17 protein-coding genes and 1 tRNA gene are annotated in these 18,435 nt (G+C 61.8%); 15 read left to right on the top strand and 3 right to left on the bottom strand.

What is annotated here, in order from left to right; all coding sequences use genetic code 11:
• The first annotated feature begins 4 nt into the window (after nt 1-4).
• From ACVOLZ_RS04825 to ACVOLZ_RS04770, 12 genes are all read left to right on the top strand, one after another.
• Nucleotides 5-466, top strand: coding sequence for a phasin family protein (locus tag ACVOLZ_RS04825; RefSeq protein WP_044396478.1), 462 nt, complete (start codon nt 5-7; stop codon nt 464-466).
• Nucleotides 456-1,202: an acetoacetyl-CoA reductase gene (phbB, locus tag ACVOLZ_RS04820; protein ID WP_068679679.1), complete on the top strand. Its 747-nt coding sequence runs from the start codon at nt 456-458 to the stop codon at nt 1,200-1,202. The genes ACVOLZ_RS04825 and phbB overlap by 11 nt, the downstream gene beginning before the upstream one ends.
• A gap of 85 nt (nt 1,203-1,287) precedes the next feature.
• A complete protein-coding gene (locus tag ACVOLZ_RS04815; RefSeq protein WP_481515271.1) occupies nt 1,288-3,654 on the top strand; it encodes a DUF3141 domain-containing protein in 2,367 nt (788 codons plus the stop codon).
• Nucleotides 3,651-5,072, top strand: coding sequence for a bifunctional enoyl-CoA hydratase/phosphate acetyltransferase (locus ACVOLZ_RS04810; RefSeq protein ID WP_481515270.1), 1,422 nt, complete (start codon nt 3,651-3,653; stop codon nt 5,070-5,072). The genes ACVOLZ_RS04815 and ACVOLZ_RS04810 overlap by 4 nt, the downstream gene beginning before the upstream one ends.
• A 61-nt stretch (nt 5,073-5,133) precedes the next feature.
• Entirely contained in the window at nt 5,134-5,886 is a 753-nt protein-coding gene (locus tag ACVOLZ_RS04805) for an SDR family NAD(P)-dependent oxidoreductase (protein ID WP_481515269.1), read from the top strand.
• A 79-nt stretch (nt 5,887-5,965) separates the two neighbouring features.
• Entirely contained in the window at nt 5,966-7,204 is a 1,239-nt protein-coding gene (locus ACVOLZ_RS04800; protein WP_024161579.1) for an acetate/propionate family kinase, read from the top strand.
• A complete protein-coding gene (gene gltS / locus ACVOLZ_RS04795) occupies nt 7,201-8,406 on the top strand; it encodes a sodium/glutamate symporter (RefSeq protein WP_107220001.1) in 1,206 nt (401 codons plus the stop codon). The genes ACVOLZ_RS04800 and gltS overlap by 4 nt, the downstream gene beginning before the upstream one ends.
• A gap of 143 nt (nt 8,407-8,549) precedes the next feature.
• A complete protein-coding gene (locus ACVOLZ_RS04790; protein ID WP_481515268.1) occupies nt 8,550-10,301 on the top strand; it encodes a PHA/PHB synthase family protein in 1,752 nt (583 codons plus the stop codon).
• Nucleotides 10,302-10,388: 87 nt separating this feature from the next.
• Nucleotides 10,389-10,883 (top strand): universal stress protein, encoded by a 495-nt coding sequence (locus ACVOLZ_RS04785; RefSeq protein WP_003050031.1) that lies wholly within the window; start codon nt 10,389-10,391, stop codon nt 10,881-10,883.
• Nucleotides 10,883-11,953 carry a lipid A deacylase LpxR family protein gene (locus ACVOLZ_RS04780; protein ID WP_481515267.1) on the top strand — a complete coding sequence of 357 codons (1,071 nt, stop codon included), beginning with the start codon at nt 10,883-10,885 and terminating at the stop codon, nt 11,951-11,953. The genes ACVOLZ_RS04785 and ACVOLZ_RS04780 overlap by 1 nt, the downstream gene beginning before the upstream one ends.
• Nucleotides 11,954-12,097: 144 nt before the next feature.
• A complete protein-coding gene (locus ACVOLZ_RS04775; RefSeq protein ID WP_481515266.1) occupies nt 12,098-12,541 on the top strand; it encodes a ribose-phosphate pyrophosphokinase-like domain-containing protein in 444 nt (147 codons plus the stop codon).
• A gap of 189 nt (nt 12,542-12,730) precedes the next feature.
• Complete coding sequence (locus ACVOLZ_RS04770; RefSeq protein ID WP_481515265.1) at nt 12,731-13,621, top strand: LysR family transcriptional regulator; 891 nt, start codon at nt 12,731-12,733, stop codon at nt 13,619-13,621.
• Nucleotides 13,622-13,637: 16 nt separating this feature from the next.
• Here the strand turns inward: ACVOLZ_RS04770 and ACVOLZ_RS04765 are convergent, their stop codons facing one another.
• Entirely contained in the window at nt 13,638-13,847 is a 210-nt protein-coding gene (locus tag ACVOLZ_RS04765; protein ID WP_481515264.1) for a helix-turn-helix domain-containing protein, read from the bottom strand.
• Between ACVOLZ_RS04765 and ACVOLZ_RS04760 the strand changes: the two genes are divergently transcribed.
• The gene (locus ACVOLZ_RS04760; protein ID WP_481515278.1) at nt 13,773-13,955 is read left to right on the top strand and encodes a hypothetical protein; all 183 of its coding nucleotides are present in this window, start codon (nt 13,773-13,775) and stop codon (nt 13,953-13,955) included. The two genes, ACVOLZ_RS04765 and ACVOLZ_RS04760, sit on opposite strands and share 75 nt — an antisense overlap.
• A gap of 78 nt (nt 13,956-14,033) precedes the next feature.
• The gene (locus ACVOLZ_RS04755; protein ID WP_481515263.1) at nt 14,034-14,681 is read left to right on the top strand and encodes a substrate-binding domain-containing protein; all 648 of its coding nucleotides are present in this window, start codon (nt 14,034-14,036) and stop codon (nt 14,679-14,681) included.
• Nucleotides 14,682-14,729: 48 nt separating this feature from the next.
• Here ACVOLZ_RS04755 and ACVOLZ_RS04750 read toward each other — a convergent pair whose 3' ends face one another.
• Nucleotides 14,730-16,673 (bottom strand): tyrosine-type recombinase/integrase, encoded by a 1,944-nt coding sequence (locus tag ACVOLZ_RS04750; RefSeq protein ID WP_481515262.1) that lies wholly within the window; start codon nt 16,671-16,673, stop codon nt 14,730-14,732.
• Between the two features lie 226 nt (nt 16,674-16,899).
• Nucleotides 16,900-16,975: transfer RNA gene (locus ACVOLZ_RS04745), tRNA-Gly, on the bottom strand.
• A gap of 285 nt (nt 16,976-17,260) precedes the next feature.
• Between ACVOLZ_RS04745 and ACVOLZ_RS04740 the strand changes: the two genes are divergently transcribed.
• Nucleotides 17,261-18,397 (top strand): phosphotransferase enzyme family protein, encoded by a 1,137-nt coding sequence (locus ACVOLZ_RS04740; protein WP_481515261.1) that lies wholly within the window; start codon nt 17,261-17,263, stop codon nt 18,395-18,397.
• Nucleotides 18,398-18,435 lie beyond the last annotated feature (38 nt).

Raw genomic sequence — 18,435 nt, 5'->3', positions numbered from 1 at the left:
GACCATGAGCAATGAAACCATCCCCCTCAACCTCTTCAAGGCGAACCTGGAACTGCAACTGCGCCTGCAGCGCCTGATGCAGGAAAACGGCCAGCAATGGCTGGAGAACGCCACGCGCGCGGGCAGCGAAAACATTGCCGAGTCCGGCACTGAGATCGAAAGCCTGCTCAAGGCCCAGAACTGGCAGGAGTTGGCCACGCTGCCCGCGCAGGCCTTCTGGCGTCAGTTTCAGCACCAGATGGGTGGCGCGCAGGCACTAACGCAAGTCGCAATCAAGAATCAGACCACCTTCACCCAAGGCCTGCAGCAAGCCATTCAGGACTGGCAGAAATCGGTCACGCAGGCCGTAGGCCAGGCAGATGCGATATTGCCGTTCCAGGATATTTTCAAGCAATGGGGAGCGGTGTGGGCCAAGGCACAGGACAAGGACGCACCAGCCAAGACAGGTGGTCGCAATGCCGGCTGAGCAACGCACTGCACTGGTCACCGGCGGCAGCGGCGGCCTGGGCGAAGCCATCGCCCGGGCCTTGCACGATGCGGGCCATACCGTGCTCATCGTCCATTCGCCGGGCAATGCCAGCATTGGCGCGTGGCTGAAAACCCAAGCCGGCGAAGGTTACGACTTCGCCGCCTACGGCGCGGATGTGGCCGACCATGCCTCCTGCCAGGAGCTGGCCGGCCTCATTCAAGCAGACGGTCACCACATCGACATTCTGGTCAACAACGCGGGCATCACGCGTGATGCTACGTTCCGCAAGCTGAGCTACGCCGATTGGGATGCCGTCCTGCGGGTCAATCTCGACTCCGTTTTCAACGTCACCCGGCCATTCATCGACGGCATGCTCGAACGCGGCTGGGGCAGGATCGTCAACATCTCCTCGATCAACGGCTCCAAGGGGCAGTTCGGCCAGACCAACTACTCCGCCGCAAAAGCCGGCATGCATGGCTTCACTAAAGCCCTTGCGCAAGAGGTGGCGCGCAAGGGTGTGACGGTCAACACCGTCTCGCCGGGGTATCTGGATACGAAGATGGTGACGAGCATGTCGGAGGAAGTGGTCAAGCAAGTGACTGCCGGTATTCCCGTGGGTCGTCTGGGACGGCCTGAGGAAATCGCCGCACTGGTTGCATTCATCGCCAGTGAGTCTGCGGGGTTCATGACCGGCAGCAATGTATCGATGAACGGTGGCCAGCATATGTACTGAGTGAGGAAGGGCCAGCAAGACGATGTGCCTGCGGCCCCTTGCCATTCAATTTTTCAGTTTCATCACAGAAGGAGTGCCCATCGCCATGAATCGAGACACCACGACATCACCAGCGGCCGATTGGGGGCAGTTGCTGTGGGACCCGTTGCGACTATCGGCGATGGCAACCGAGTATGCAGTGGATGCCTGGCAGCGATCCATTCTGTATGCCGACGTTCGCCGCCAACGCGGCAACCAGTACCTGGAGCATTTGCAGGAGCAGACGCCGAACGTACTCGACTTCGCCTCCGAGGTCATCATGTCCGGGCTGGACCTTCCGCAGCCGGTCAACTATGGCCTCGTACGCATCCTGCCGCCAGCCGACGCGCCGGCCGATCCCAAGAAGCGGCCGTTCGTGGTGGTCGATCCCCGCGCGGGCCACGGCCCAGGCATTGGCGGCTTCAAACCCGATAGTGAGGTCGGCGCGGCCCTCAAGGCTGGTCATCCCTGCTACTTCGTTGGCTTTCTGCCCGATCCCGTTCCCGGCCAGACCGTCGAGGACGTCATGCGCGCCGAAGCGGCCTTCGTGCGCAGGGTCGGCGAGCTGCACCCCGGCAGCCGCGGCAAGCCCGCTGTCATCGGCAATTGCCAGGCGGGCTGGCAGATTCTGATGGCAGCCGCTGTCTGGCCCGAGCTGTTCGGGCCGATCATCGTAGCCGGCGCGCCGCTGTCCTACTGGGCCGGTGATAACCCGATGCGCTACGCGGGCGGCCTCACTGGCGGTAGCTGGTTGACGGCATTGACCAGCGATCTGGGCGCCGGCCGGTTCGACGGTGCCTGGCTGGTACAGAACTTTGAAAACCTGGACCCGGCCAATACGCTTTGGAGCAAACAGTACAACCTGTACGCCAATGTCGACACGGAAGGCCCGCGCTACTTGCAGTTCGAAAAGTACTGGGGCGGCCACGTCTTCCTGAATGACGTGGAGATGCAGTACATCGTCGATAACCTGTTCATCGGCAACAAGCTGAGCACCGCCCAACTGATGACATCCGATGGCGTGCGCATCGACCTGCGCAATATTCGCTCGCCGATCGTGGTGTTCTGCTCCTATGGGGACAACATCACCCCGCCGCCCCAGGCCCTGGGCTGGATCACCGACCTGTACCGCAACGACCTGGACGTGCTGGGACATGACCAGACCATCGTCTACGCTACCCATGACAGCATCGGACATCTGGGAATCTTCGTCTCCGGCAGCGTCGGGCGTAAAGAGCACCAAGAGTTCGCCGCCAACATCGACGTCATCGACGTGCTGCCGGCCGGTATCCACCGCATGCAGATCGACGAGCATCACGACGACGCCCAGGAAGGCGAACCAGCCAGTGACGCCTACCTGACCCGGATTCGCCGCAGCAACATCGATGAAATCCGTGAGATCGTTCGCCCCGATCCCGAGAGCGATCGCCGTTTTGCCGCCGCTGCGCGGATCTCCGAGATCAACTTGGCCTGCTACCGCAGCTTGGTGCAACCGTGGGTACGTGCCTGCGTCACGACCGAGGGCGCACGGTCGCTGGAGCCCCTGCATCCCCTGCGCGTCGGCTACGAACTGTGGTCCGACCGCCAGCCGCTGGCAGCCGCTGTGCAAGAGGCTGCGCAACATGTGCGCGAGCACCGCCAGCCCGTCGCCGAGGCCAATCCTTTCCTGCAACTGCAGGCACAGTTTTCCACCGCTCTCGAACAGACGCTGGATCAATTCCGCGATTGCCGCGACCGGATCTACGCGCAAACCTTTGACACGCTGTACAGCCTGCCGCTGGTGCAGGCCATGGCAGGACAGAGCCTGCACGATGAGGCACCGGCGCGGGCCCATCCCAGCGAGACGCCCGAGCACCGCCAGTATCTGGTGCAAGAATTGACCCGCCTCGAAGGAGCCGTTCACAGCGGTGGGCTGGTGGAAGCAGCCATACGGGCACTGTTCTTCGTGCTGGCCGAGCGTGGCGAGGCCGATGAACGGCATTTTCGCCACGCAGAAGAGCTGGTGCGCCCCCAACTGGGCAACGACTTCGACATGCAGGCCTTCCGCCACCTCGTGCGTCGCCAGGCTTTGCTCATGAGGCTCCACGAGGACGCCGCGGTGTCCGCCATCCCCGGGCTGCTGAACAACGTAGCGCCTGATGACATCCGACAGGTTGCGGGGATGATCGCGCAGGTGCTCGGCAGCGGCGATGCGCTGTCCGCACCAGAGCAAGCCAAGTTGAAGCAGGTGTCTACCCTGTTCGAGCAGGCGATCCGCCGGGCGCAGGCGGCTTCGGCGCCCGCTATGCCCTCTGCCCATGACGCACCCTCTGCGGTCGCGGACACGAAACCCAAGACCTCCTCGCCAAAGCCGAAGGCGCCTCAAAAGACAACCGCGTCCAAGACACCCGCCGCGCCGCAGACAAGACAAACACGGCGAGGAAAAAGCACATGACGACTTCGCCCAAACCGGTCGATGCCACTGCCGATGCATGGCATGTCCTGCGCAACCGCACCTTCGACGAGATCGCCATCGGCGACAGCGCCAGCCTCGAACGCACGTTTTCTTCGCAAGACATCCACATGTTCGCGCTGCAATCGGGTGATGTGGATCCGGAACGTGCCGTGTCCTCAAGCGTTCGGGACACCACGGAGGCCGCGTGTGCCAACGTCTTGATCTCGGCTGTGCTGAGCACACGCCTGCCGGGGCCTGGAACCCGTTATGTCAGCCAGAACCTGTGCTTCCTCGGAGCGGTTCGGCCCGGCGACAGGCTGACCGTGCAGATGCAGGTGACCGGCAAGGACACGGCCAACCACCATGTCACGCTGGCCTGCACCTGCACCAACCAGGAGGGGGTGGCGGTTTTCCAGGGCCAGGTAGAGGTCGTGGCGCCCACTGAGCGCATTGAAAGAACGCGCACCGTGTTGCCGGAAATCCACCCCGATGCGCAGGGCCGTACAGGCCTGCAAAGCCTGCTGGCGCATGTCGCGCACTTGCAGCCGATTCGGGTGGCCGTCGCCCACCCCTGCGATGCCCCTAGCCTGTCCGCCGCGCTCGAAGCACGCCACGCGGGGTTGATCGAACCGGTGCTGGTCGGGCCACGCGCACGGCTGGAAGCAGTCGCCGCGGAGGCCGGGCTGGATCTGGCCGACGTCGCCATTGTGGACGCACCCCACAGCCACGCCGCCGCGCAGCAAGCCGTCGCCCTGGCGGCCACAGGTGAAGTCGAAGCCCTGATGAAAGGGAGCCTGCACACCGACGAGCTGATGTCCGCGCTGGTTTCGGCTGCGGCGGGGTTGCGCACCAAACGTCGGGTCAGCCATTGCTTTTTGTTGCAGACACCTGCCTATCCGCGCCCGTTCATCGTCACCGATGCGGCGATCAATATCGCCCCGAATCTGGAACAGAAGGCAGACATCATCCGCAACGCCATCGAGCTGGCACAGGTGATCGGCGTGCGCGAACCCAAGGTCGCGATCCTGGCCGCGGTCGAGACGGTGAGCCCGACGATGGCGGCCACGCTGGACGCTGCGGCGCTGTGCAAGATGGCCGATCGCGGCCAGATCACTGGCGGCCTGCTCGACGGGCCGCTGGCCTTCGACAACGCCGTCTCCATCGCCGCTGCGCGTATCAAGGGGATCGTTTCCGAGGTCGCCGGGCAAGCTGACATCCTCGTCGTGCCTGACCTGGAGAGCGGCAACATGCTTGCCAAGCAGTTGATCTTCATGGGCGGCGCAGCCAGCGCCGGGATCGTTCTTGGAGCCAAGGTGCCAGTCATTCTGACCAGCCGCGCCGACTCGCGTGATACACGCATCGCCTCATGCGCGATCGCACTGATGCTGGCCCACCACTATCGGCTGTCACCCCCTTGAGCCGACTTATCGGCAACTTATTAACCCCCTCTTTTTAATCCACCCCTTTGGAGGAAACACCATGCAGTACTCATTCTCTGGCCGCGTAGCCCTGGTCACCGGTGCAGGGTCTGGCATTGGCGAGGCCATTGCCCGGCTGCTTGCAAGCAACGGCCTGAATGTCGTCGTCTCCGATGTCAGCGCCGACAATGCGCAGCGCGTCACCAGCCTCATCAACGCCGAGGGCGGCCACGCCGTGGCCAACGTGGCCGACGTGGCATGCATCGATGAGGTCCAGGCTGCCGTGGCCTGCGCGGTCGATACGTTCGGCGACCTTCATTTTGCCGTCAACAACGCCGGTATCGGTGGCGACCAGAGCCCGGCGGGAGAACTGGACCCTGCCGCCTGGCGCCGGGTGATCGATGTCAACCTGAACGGCGTGTTCTATGGCCTGCGCCATCAGATTCCCGCCATCCTTCGTTCAGGAGGTGGTGCCATCGTCAACGTCTCCTCCATCCTGGGGGTGGTGGGCGACGCAGCGAACCCTGCGTACGTCGCAGCCAAACATGGCGTGACCGGGCTGACCCGCTCGGCAGGACTGGCCTATGCGTCCAAGGGAATCCGGATCAATTCGATTCATCCCGGTTACGTGCGTACGCCCATCCTGGATTTCTTGGATGAATCGGCCCTCCAGAAGGCCGTTGACCTGCATCCGATCGGTCGTCTGGGTACATCGGACGAAATCGCCCATGCCGTGACGTTTTTGCTGTCGGAAGGAAGCAGCTTCTTTGCGGGCACCCAGCTCATCGCGGACGGCGGCTACACGGCACGCTGAATCTGACGACGATGAGAGTGCAGGCATACCCGCACACCGTGGCGACGTCACCGGGGCCGGGCAAAAAGAGGACGACATGATGGATGCGACCACGGCCCGCTCCGGACGCCCCGGGCACGGACTGATCCTTGTACTGAACTGCGGTTCATCCAGCATCAAGTTTGCGGTGTTCGATCCCTCGGCCACGCCACTGCCTCGCCAGGCATTGTGGAATGGCAAGGTGCAGGGGATCGGCGGTGCCGATCCGGATTTCGGAGAGACCGGGGTTGCGCCGTTCCCGATCAAACTGGACACGGCACATCCCTATCCTGCCGCGCTGCGCCTCATCCGTGATCGTGTCAGTCAGCGGCTCGACGGTCGCCGGATCGGTGCGGTCGCCCATCGGATCGTCCACGGCGGCAGCAAATATTTCATGCCAGTGTGCGTGGACGAGAATGTCCTGGCCGACCTCAAGGGCTACATTCCTCTGGCCCCGCTACACCAGCCATTCGCACTCGAAGCCGTGGAGATCCTGCTGCGGGAGCAGCCCGATCTGCCACAGATGGCCTGCTTCGACACGGCCTTCCACCACACTTTGCCCCAGGTCGAGCAGATCCTGCCGTTGCCCTATGCCGCATGGGAGCGCGGTCTGCGCCGGTACGGGTTTCACGGCCTGTCGTATGAGTACATGGCGGTGGCCTTGCCCGAGCGCCATGGCGACGCTGCACGGGGACGCACCGTCGTCGCCCACCTGGGCAGCGGCGCCAGCCTGTGCGCCATGCAAGGGCTCAAAAGCATGGCCACCACCATGGGTTTCTCCGCGCTTGACGGCCTGATGATGGGCACCCGCACCGGCGCGCTCGATCCGGGCGCGGTGCTCTACCTGATGGAAATCGAGAAGCTCTCACTGGAGCAAGTGGGGCGCGTCCTCTATCACGAGTCCGGTCTGCTCGGCGTTTCGGGCATCTCGGCCGAGCCGCGCGTCATTGTCCGGCACGAGAACGATGCAGGCGAAACGGGTGAGCGAGCGCGCTTGGCGCTGGCCCTCTACGTGCGCCGCATCGTGCGCGAGATCGGGGCCTTGATTGCTGTTCTGGGCGGCCTGGACATGCTGGTGTTCACGGCGGGTGTCGGTGAACACAACGCCTTCATTCGCGAGCGCATCTGTGCGGCACTGGGTTTTCTTGGCATTGCCCTGGATACCGACGCCAACGCCAGCCACGCAGCGACGATTTCCACCGACCACAGCCAGGTCCTCGTGGCGATCGAACCCACCAATGAAGAGTGGATCGCCGCCAACCATGCGCTGTCCGGCCTGGACAGGGAGAAGGTGCGATGAAGATCGATGCCTTCCATGGATTCACGCTCGCCATTCTGCTGTTGTTCGTTGGCAAGGGCTTGGTAGCGCGTTCGGGCATCTTGCGTCGATACAGCATCCCGGAATCCCTGGTGGGCGGCCTGGCCTGCGCCTTGGTTGTCTTCCTCCTGTACTACGGGATGGGGATCGTTGTCAGTTTCGATCTGGAAGCGCGCGACGCGCTTCTGCTGTACTTCTTTGCCGCTATTGGCCTGAGTACCGACGCCCGCACACTGCGCCATGGTGGACGGCCCTTGCTGATCCTGTCGGGGCTGGCCATCGGGTTCATGGTGCTGCAGAACCTGGCCGGGATGGAGACGGCCCGCGCCTTCGGGCTGGATCCGCGCGCCGGGCTGATGGTGGGTTCGATTTCCCTTACCGGAGGCGTGGGCACCACCTTGGCCTGGTCCGACTACTTCGTTGAAACCCTCGGCATTGCACAGGCGCAGGAACTGGGGTTGGCGGCGAATATGATCGGCCTGATCGCGGCCTGCACCATCGGTGGCCCGATCGCAAGTCTGCTCATGCGCAGGCATCGGCTTCGAGCCTCCGGAGACAGCGCCCTGGAAATTGGCACACTGCACAGCGATGAGCAGCATGCCCGCCTGGACTACTACGGCCTGCTGCTGGCATTGCTCTGGCTCAACTTCGCCTTGATGTTGGGATACGGAATCAATGCCTTGGTCGCGCGTACCGCCGTCACGCTGCCCGCCTTTGTGGGCTGCCTGCTGGCCGGAATTCTCCTGCGCATGGCGGCCGACTGGATGAGGCCAAGTGGGCGCGGACGTTTATGGAACTGGCCGAGCATGCAGCCAGGCATCGCCCTGGTTTCCGACATGTCATTGGGCCTGTTTCTGACCATGGCGCTGATGGGACTCAGGCTCTGGGAACTGCAGCCCGTGCTCGCCTTCATCACGGCGGCGATGCTGGTGCAGATTGCCTTGGTCATCGCATTCGTTTTGCTGATTGTTTTTCGGGCAATGGGCAAGGATTACCAAGCCGCCGTGGTGTGCGCGGGTTTCGGCGGTATTGCGCTGGGATCTACCGCCACTGCCATCGCCAACATGACGGCGGTGACTCGGGAGCATGGTGCGGCACGCGAGGCGTTCATTGTGGTGCCCTTGGTATGTGGGTTCGTCATCGATATTGCGAACGCACTGGTAATCAGCCTGATGGCCGGTTAGGCGAAGCGAAACAGCGGAGCGAGCTGGCAGATGGATACATCGCTGACGCGCTGGCGAGGCGTCGTCGCCCAGGAAATCGCAATCGACTCCCGTTTTCAAGCAAGGGGCTCTTTCTACTTGTGCAGAAATAGAGGTAATACGCTTTGACGAATAAAAAGAACGGCAATATCGACTCAGCCATCAATCCGAAGTTGGATGGGGATGCCCATGTCGCTTGGGCACAGGCTTGGTCGTCTATTTCGCCGGAGACATCGTTGCTCGCGTGGGTGGACTGGGCGAGCCATTTAGCAAACAGTCCTGGCAAGCAAGCCGAGCTTTTGGCGTTTGCAGCCTCCCTGTCCGAGCAATGGATGGCCGTATTGAAGAAGAATCGGGCCAACCCGAACCGGGGAGCCACCGCTCCTGACCGGTCACCTGTCAATGACCGCCGCTTCAACGATTCTGCATGGGATCAATGGCCCTACGACCTTTTCCGCAGTTCATTCGTCAATCAGACCAAATGGTGGGAGCAGGCCACGCAGGGGGTGTGGGGAGTGGATCCGAAACACCAACGCCTGCTGGCGTTTGGCGCCAAACAGTGGCTGGAAATGCTTTCGCCCGCCAACGCTGCGGTTTTCAACCCCGTTGTCCTGAAAAGAACCATCGCAGAGCAAGGCGCCAATCTAGCGCGGGGGACGTCCAACTTTCTCGACGACTTGCGTCGGCAACTATCCGGCCAGCCTCCCGCGGGAACGGAGAACTTCGTCGTTGGGCGCGACGTAGCGGTCACGGAAGGAAAAGTCGTTCTGAGAAATCGACTGATCGAACTGATTCAGTACACGCCCACTACCGAGAAAGTCCATCCCGAACCGATCCTGATCATTCCTGCCTGGATCATGAAGTACTACGTACTGGATCTGTCACCGCATAACTCGCTGATACGGTATCTGGTTGCGCAAGGGCATACGGTTTTTTGCATCTCCTGGAGAAATCCGGATGCTGAGGATCGAGATTTGGGCATGGATGAGTACCTGGAGTTCGGCCTGCATGCAGCGCTGGACGCTGTGACTTCCGTTGTCCCCGGGCATGGAGTCCACGCGGCTGGTTATTGCCTGGGCGGAACGCTACTGGCCATTGGTGCTTCAGCCATGGCGCGTGATGGCGATACGCGGCTGGTGTCGGTAAGCCTGCTTGCCGCACAGACGGACTTCAGCGAACCGGGCGAGCTGAGTCTTTTCATCAACGAGAGTCAAGTGGCGCTGTTGGAAGCCAGCATGGCTCAAACCGGTTATTTGACCTCCGACCAGATGAGCGGAGCTTTTCAGCTACTGCGTTCCTACGATCTCATATGGTCTCGCATGATTGACGAATACCTATTGGGCGATCGCCGGGCAATGACCGACCTGATGGCTTGGAATGCCGATGGGACTCGCCTCCCCGCGAAGATGCATTCGCAGTATCTCCGACGCCTTTACCTGAATAACGATCTCAGCGCGGGGCGTTATCCCGTCACGGGTCGCCCCGTTTCAGTGGGAGACATCGCTGTACCGGTGTTTTGCGTCGGCACTGCCTCGGATCATATTGCGCCTTGGCGCTCGGTTTACAAGCTGCATCTCCTGTCTTCGGCCGAGCTGACTTTCGTGCTGACCACTGGAGGACACAACGGCGGCATCGTGAGCGAGCCCGGCCGAGGTAACCGCCAATATCAAATCCATACCCGCGCGGCCGGTGATGGATACATGGCGCCGGATGAGTGGCAAGCGACGATGCAGACGCATCCGGATTCCTGGTGGCCCGCATGGTCGGCGTGGCTGCGAGAGCGTTCCGGTGATGTTGTTGCGCCTCCGCTCATAGGTGCTGAATCCAGTGGATACCCCACTGTTTGCGACGCCCCAGGGGAATATGTACGCAACTGAATAAGCGTATCCCGCGTCCGCTATTGCGACACGGTATACGCAATATCTGTTCGTCATCCCGTTCTACTCTGATAACTGGAGACATTCATGTACTCAAGAATCCTGGTTCCGCTCGACGGAAGTCCTACTGCCGATTTGGCGCTCCACCACGCTGCGGTGCTGGCACGCCTGAATGGCGCAACCATCGTCTTGCTGCACGTCATCGAGGAGATGAAGCATAGCAACGGCTTCGAGAGGCCGAGGATCTATATTGAAGAAGTGAGGCCGGGCTTCCTGGCGGCCGGGCAGAAGCTGCTGGACGAGGCGGCGCTGCGGCTGAGGCAGGGAGGCCTGGTGGTTGAGACCGTCCTTCTGGAAAGCAACGGCGAGCGCGTCTCGGTGCTCATCGCTCAGCAGGCACTGACTACTCAATGCGAGTTGGTGGTGTTGGGTACCCACGGACGCCGGGGCGTGGACAGGCTGCTGATGGGAAGCGATGCAGAGCAGCTCGCTCGCATCGCACCAGTTCCAGTGATGCTGGTGCGCCAGTCCCAATCGGTCATTGTGACTGCAACCCCTGGGCAGGGTGGCACGCCAGCGTGATGAAAGTTCAGTCCAGCGACCCCGCTGAATGGAGGCTGGAAGTCGCAGCCTCCTTGCTGCTGCTATTGCTGAGCGCCTCCGCACAGGCCCAGTCCTGCCACCAGGACAACCCGCTGCGCTCAACGGGAACGCTCAATCTGCGGATCGACAACGACATGTTCGGCGGCATTGGACAAGATCAAGGCTACTCCAATGGATTTCTCGTCAGCTGGGTCTCCCCCAACCTTGTGGACTATCGCGATGACCCTTGCCTACCCCGTCTCGTCCGTGGGCTGAATCGTTTTCTCACGGTGCTGCAACCCGAGGGTTTTGACGAACAGAACATGACCATCGGCTTCGGACAGATGATGTACACCCCCAGCGACAAAACGCGCAGCGATCTGATCAAAGACGACCGCCCTTTCGCCGGCGCAATGATGTTGAGCCTTGGCTACAACGCGCGGCGCGGCGATACGCTGCGTACCTCACAAATCCGCGTCGGTGTTGTGGGCCCCTCCTCCTTGGCCAGGCAAACCCAGAACTGGTGGCATGACACCATCGGCGTCGACAAATTCAATGGCTGGCGACACCAACTGCGCGACGAGCCTGTGCTGCAGTTGCTGCACGAACGCCGAACACGAGTCTTCAGGCAAGAAGACGTCAGCGGTTGGGGCTGGGATCTGACCCGCCACTGGGGTGGCAGCTTCGGCAACTTCGCCACCTACGCGAATGTCGGTGGAGAACTGCGCTATGGGCTGCGCCTGCCTGATGATTTAGGCACGGCACCGCTACGGCCTGCCGGAGAGAACACCTCGCCCGTGCGCACGACCGCTGGCAGCAACTGGAACGGCCACCTCTTCGTGGCGCTAGACGCTCGCTGGGTTCTGCACGACATCACGTTGGATGGCAATACCTTCAAGTCCGGCCATAGCGTTGATAAGCGGCCACTCGTGGCGGATGTCGGCTACGGCGTCGCGATTACCCAAGGCAACTGGCGCATCGCGATAGCCCGCTACCACCGCACACGCGAATTCCGGGGACAAAAAGAAATCCCGGTCTACGGAACGATCACTGTAGGAAGGAAATTCTGATGCAGATCAGTTCCTTCCTGGACTCAACACGGGCCATCCCGTCGTTATTCGTCGGCACACGTCTGGTTGAAGCACCGACTCCGACCAAGCTCCCGAGTTTCGATAAGCGACCAAGGACAACCCCTTGAGAAAGGAGACAACTGCATGCAACGACTCACTCTTGCCATTCCAGGCAACGAAGATTTCGCCCGACGTCTCTCGCAGACATATGGCAGCGATGTCGGCCGCATCGAAACGCGCCGATTCCCCGATGGCGAGAGCTATGTCCGACTGCATGGCGAAACTGCCGGCCAGGTCGTGGATCTGATTTGCACGCTGACCCATCCTGATCAGCAGTTCCTGCTTTTGGTTTTTGCCGCTGATGCCGCGCGCGAGCTCGGCGCGCGCGAGGTGAATCTGGTTGCACCATACCTGGCGTACATGCGCCAGGACAAGCGATTCCATGACGGCGAAAGCGTGACGTCGCGGTCTTTCGCACGCATGGTCTCATCGACGTTGGACAAGCTGCTCACGGTGGATCCGCATCTGCACCGCTATGCACTCGCATACGCACAGGACATTGGTGACATCGTAAAGATTGAACCTTAGCGCCGTAGATTGACTGGGCTCTTGAACGCTAGATAAAGCACAGCCCGACATTTCATTTGAGAAGGTTGAACGCCCGCATCTCGTGCTCAAAGAACATGTGCAGAAACATCGCTTAAAAGTAGTTTTCAACCGGCGTAGCTTGGAGCAAACAGAAAGAGGTCTGGGGGCGTCTGAATAGGAACATTGCTCATGGAATTGCGACACCTTCGCTACTTCATCGCTTTGGCAGAAGAGCTGAATTTCACACAGGCCGCCGAGCGTTCGCATATTGAGCAGCCACCGCTATCACGTGCAATCAAAGAACTGGAGGAAGAGCTAGGAGTTCTTCTCTTTGAGCGAAACCGCAGAGGAACAAAGCTAACTGCCGCAGGAACTGCGTTCCTGCAAGATACCCGGCGCCTGTTCTCCATATTGGAGCAGGCACGTGAGAACGTCCGAGCTGTAGCAGCCGGAATGCGAGGCAGCCTGCGCATAGCTGTATCCGACGGAGCGCTTGACCCTCGACTATCAGCGTTTCTCGCCCAATGCCGTGCAGAAGAACCGGAATTGGAGGTTCGTCTATCCGAAGTTCCGCTGGCTGACCAACTCCGTGGCCTCCGATCAGGCGACTTCATGCTCGGCTTCGCGCACACCGCGAATGTGGGCGAGGGCATCATTGCTGAGCCAATCTGGGAAGATCCACTGGTCATCGCCATTCCAGCCCGGCACGAGCTGCTCGCCCACAAGGAGGTTCCTCTCCATGAACTTGGTGGCCATCCGCTCGTCCTGTGCGACCCACGGGTTTGCGAGGGCTACTGCCATGAACTGGCGCGACTCCTTGGGCCTCTCGATCACAGGCAAAACGTCGTCGAGCATGTAACCTCTCTGGACATGATGCTCACGCTGGTCGGCGCCGGCTACGGTGTCGGCTTTATAGCGGCGACCAAGATTCCGGCCAGCCAGCGACCGGACGTCGTGATCCGCCCCTTGGCCGTGGAGTCAGCGATCATCACAACCTACCTGCTTCGACCTGACCGTGACGATGTGCCGGTCTCGCTGGAGCGATTTATCATTCGCCTACACGAAGGTTTGGGCGGCTAACGCCTCGACGCCAGCCTCAAGACTCGGCAGCGGAGCTCATGTTGCGCTCCGTTGCAGCCATCAATTCGGTGCCACTGATCTTGAGCGCAGTGGCGACCTTCAATATCACGGCCAAGGAGGGCATGTGCTCCCCCCGCTCAATCTTGCCCATATGCGAACGCTCGATCCCAGCCAGCGCAGCCAACTCCTCTTGGGCAACTTTCTGATCCTTGCGAAACGCGCGCACAGCTTTACCGAAAGCCAGGGCTGGCTCGGCTTTATCGGGTTGTGCCTGGGGGACGACCTCGTTGAACAGTACGCTTCTGCATTAGCAGAAGCGTCGAGCAATGACTAAAATTTAACCACGTCAAATTTAACTCATGCTTATCATGTCGCCTTGTTTTCTTGATCAATTCTCTTCTTGGGGGCTCTTATGCACGATGCCACCAGCCCGCCCCCCGGTCTCAGGCTCGCGGTAGCGCCAGGCGTAGCTTCAGCACAACTTTCGGCGCTTCTCGCACGGCAACGCGCGGAAGAACCAGGCGTCATCCTCAGCTTTCATGAGGTTGCAGGTGACGCTCTGCTTGAGGGACTTCACGAGGGCCGCTACGACGTCGGGGTATCATCGCAAGGGGGCAGCGACCCGGCCCTCATCACGCACCCCCTGTGGACCGAGAACATGGCCGTGGCCATGCCGCCGCAGTTCCGCCTGATCGACCAGGAGATGCTTACCATCACCGATCTTCAGGACTACCCAATCTACCGCTGGCAGGCGGAGACTTGCTCCCTGCTCGATGAGATGCTGGCCTCTCTCATGCCGACGGATCAGAAAATCATCCAGCGGGTGACTTCTTTCGAGATGATGGCGCTATGGGTTGCGGCGGGCTACGGCATCGGAGTATCTGCGCGATCGCGCATCGAGCGTGCCCATGGGTGGGGGATCGCCATGCGCCCCCTCGCCGAAGGCCCCTATGAAATCGTGACCTACCTGCAGCGGCCCCACGCGCAAGCCGACTCCGTTTCGGAGCGATTCGAGCGCAGAGCGCTGCAAGTCACCGGGGCTGACGCCACCACGCAATGACACCCCTATAGCCGGGGCCATGACCCTGGCCATAGGTTGAAGCAGGGATTAAGCCCCCTCAAGCACCGCGGCGCTATCCACCAGCCGACGGACGCTCAGCCGCACATTCTCGGGGACGGGCCGCATGGCAATGACTTCGTGCGCATCCTCATGGCGCTGGTAGTCGCCCATGATGACCCGGATGATCGCGGGCACGTTGGTCGGCGTAACCGCATCAATGGCCGCACGATCCCCCAGGTCGGGGTGAGGCTGGGTCAGCATGCGGTACAGGTCCCACGAATCCGCGTGCGGGCACTGGTTCATGAGCACCTGGGCCAGCTTGTGCTTGAGCGGCACCAGTTGCCAGTCGGGAACCCGCTGCCCCCGGTTGCCCAGGCTGATGGACAGCAGCTTGCCGGCTTTCAGCTCGCGGTTGATCTGGTCCTTGGACTTGCCGGCCAGCTTGCCGAACAGCGGCACGGGCAGATTGTTGGGCGACTCGTAGGTGGCCAGCATTTCCTCGCGCTCGCGCTGGATGGCGGACACTTCCGGCTCCGGGGCATGCACCGGAGGCGGCGGCACCTGCGACAGCCGCTGGAACGTGATTCCGCCGCTGTTTGGGGTCACGACGATGGGCGTGGCCACCACGGGCGGCACGCCGGGTACAGCAGGCTCGGCAGCCGTGGAGACCGCGCCCACCACTTCCTCCACTTCAGCCATAGCCGGCACCCCGTCGATACGGATGGTCAGGTGCGCGCTCGCGGCTTCCACTTCGCCCTGTTCGAGCAGGTCGAGGCGATCGGCCCAGTCCTGCATCATCCGGCGGCGCGGTTCAACATACTTGGCGTGGTTGTAGGCCGAGCTGACCTTGTTCGGGTCGGAGTGCGAAAGCTGCGCGTCCACCCAAATCTTCGGGTAGCCGATTTCGTTGAGCGCGGTCGAGATGGTGCCGCGGACGCCGTGGCCGGTCAGGCGCCCTTCGTAGCCCATGAGCTGCACGGCCTTGTTGAGGGTGTTTTCGCTGATGCGCTTCTTGAGTTCGCTGCGGTGCGACAACAGGTACTTCTGCGCCGGCCGCATCACGCCCAGGAGATAGCGCACGATCTCGATGGCCTGCAGGGACAGGGGCACGACGTAGGGCGGCACGTCCTGCGGCCGCTTGCCGGCCTTGCGCATTTCGTCTTGGAGCTGCTTGACGACCTGCGGCGGAATGATCCACAAGCCGCGGTCGAGGTCGAATTGCTCAGGCTCGGCCAGCCGTAGCTCGCCCGTGCGCACCCCCGTCAGGAACAGCAGCCGGACGCCAAGCTGGGTCTGCCAGCCCCGGGGGTTGTAGAGCCGGAGCTTCTGAAGGAACTCGGGCAGCTCGGGCAGGTGTAGATAGGGGTTGTGGGCCACCGGAGGCTTGGGCTCGGCCACCACGTCCAGGTCCGCGGCCGGGTTGACTTCCAGCCCCTCGGCGATGACCAGGGCATAGCGGAACATCTGGTTGAACCAGGTGCGGACCTTCTCGGCGGTGGTGAACGCCTTGCGCTTCTCGATCGCCGCCACGACGCCCACGAGCTGGGGCCGGCGAATGTCGTAGATCGACATCTTCCCCAGGGTAGGCAACACGTCCTTGTTGAAGATGCGCAGGATCTGCGAAAGCGTGCTTTGACGGCCTTCCTTGAGTTCCTTGCGGCGATGCTCGACCCAGGCGTCGAAGACGTTCTTGAAGGTGTATTCGCCTGCCAGCTTGGCCGCGTGCCGCCGCTGGTCGCGTTCGATCTGGGGATCAATTCCCTTGGCCAGCAGAACCTGGGCCTTGTCCCGCTCGGCGCGGGCCTCGCGCAGGCTGAGGGCGGGATAGTTGCCCAGGGACATGCGCTTTTGCTTGCCCAGCCAGCAGTAACGGAAGATCCACGACTTGCCGCCTGCGGCAGAGACCATCAGGCTCAGGCAGTCGTTGTCGTAGAGGGTGTAGCGTTTGCCGGTGGTCTTGGCCTGCCGGACGATCAGATCAGAGAGTGCCATTTCGAGGCTCCTAAGTGATGACTTAGGCCCTATGCTCGTCATGGTTCCCGCTCAGCCCCAGCAACTATCCGGAAGCCGTCTCACCCGTATTCCTGTGCCTAGATTGGCGCCTAAAAAAGGCTGGCTGTGGGTGGATTTCCGTGGCGCTCGCTGGAATGAAAAAAGGGGCCGAAGCCCCTCTTTTCAACGACTTACAGACGTCAGTAGAAGTCTGTAGATCATAACTTGGAGCGGGAAACGAGACTCGAACTCGCGACCTCAACCTTGGCAAGGTTGCGCTCTACCAACTGAGCTATTCCCGCGGTGTGGGGCGAATGATACAGACTTCGGCAGAGTCGCGCCAGCGCTTTTTAACAATTCCTTTCACACGGGTTGTTTGGCTGTCAGCGCTGGATCTGCAATCCCTGTAGAGCCGAGCCATGCTCGGCTGGGGCTCTACTGGGAAGGCCCTTGCCGATGCTCGGCACTACCTGGCTGCTTTACCGGCAAGGCCCCCGCCGAGCATGGCTCGGCACTACATTCAGCAGCCTTGGCGGTGCTGGCGTACCATCGCGCCTCCATCGCAACACCTGCCCCACCCTGTCCTGATGACCCAGCAAACACACCGCGTGCAAGGCCTGAACAATGATGAGGTGGCCGCCGACTGGCCCGCCATCAATACGACCGAGCTTGCCTGGCTGTGTAATCGCTACCCGCAGCTGGACGCTGGCAGCACCCTGCTATGGCACAGCCCGCGACCGATGTCGGCCGCAGCGATTGTCCAGGGCCCGCACGGCAAGGTCTTCGTCAAACGGCACCACCGACTGGTGCGCAGCGCTACTTGCCTGCAGGAAGAGCACCAGTTCATCACCCACCTCGCCAAGGCAGAGGTGCCGGTTACCCAGCTCCTGCATGACCACAATGGCCACACCGCCACTGAACACCGCGACTGGACCTACGAGCTGCACGCCGTGGCCGATGGCCAGGACCTGTACCGGGATGCCCCATCGTGGACGCTGCTGACCGAAGTCGAACGCGCGCGCGCTGCCGGCCGAATGCTGGCGACCCTGCACCGCGCCTCCTCCAGCTATGACGCGCCCCAGCGCAGCACCCACCTGCTGGTCGCGCGTGATGAGCTGATCCGTGCGAAGGACCCGATCGCGGCCCTCAAGGCCGATCTCGGCAACCGACCTGCCCTGGCCTGCTACTTGTCACGCATTCCTTGGGAGCAACAACTGCAGCGCAGCGTCCTGCCTTGGCACACCGGACTGGCCGCGCGCCTGCTGGCAGAACCTCGGCTCTGGGCCCACAACGACTGGCATGTCTCCAACCTGCTGTGGGGCCATGGCGAGAACGCCATGGAAGTCAGCTGCGTGTTCGACTTCGGCCTGGCCTCCCCCACCAGCGCCCTGTTCGACCTCGCTACCGCCATCGAGCGCAATGCCATCGCCTGGTTGGAACTGGAGCGCGGCACCGAAGCGGTACGTATCGATATCGCACTGGCACTGCTCGAAGGCTACCGCGGGGTACTACCCTTGTCGGCTGAGCGGGTACACCTGCTAGCGGACCTGCTGCCAATGGTGCATTTCGACTTTGCACTGTCCGAAGTCGAATATTTCGAAGGCGTCACCGGCTCCACCGCCAATGCCGATGTGGCCTGGCAGCCGTTCATGCTCGGCCACCCCGAATGGTTCGCCAGCGCCCCTGGCCAGGCTTTGCTGCAGGCGCTGCACGCCGCTGCCTGAAGCGGCCCGACTCGCAAATCATTCGCATTTGTAGTGAA

This window comes from Stenotrophomonas sp. STEN020, from assembly GCF_056760195.1.
Note: the sequence above shows the minus strand (reverse complement) of the source record. Positions and strands in the feature narration are given on the sequence as shown.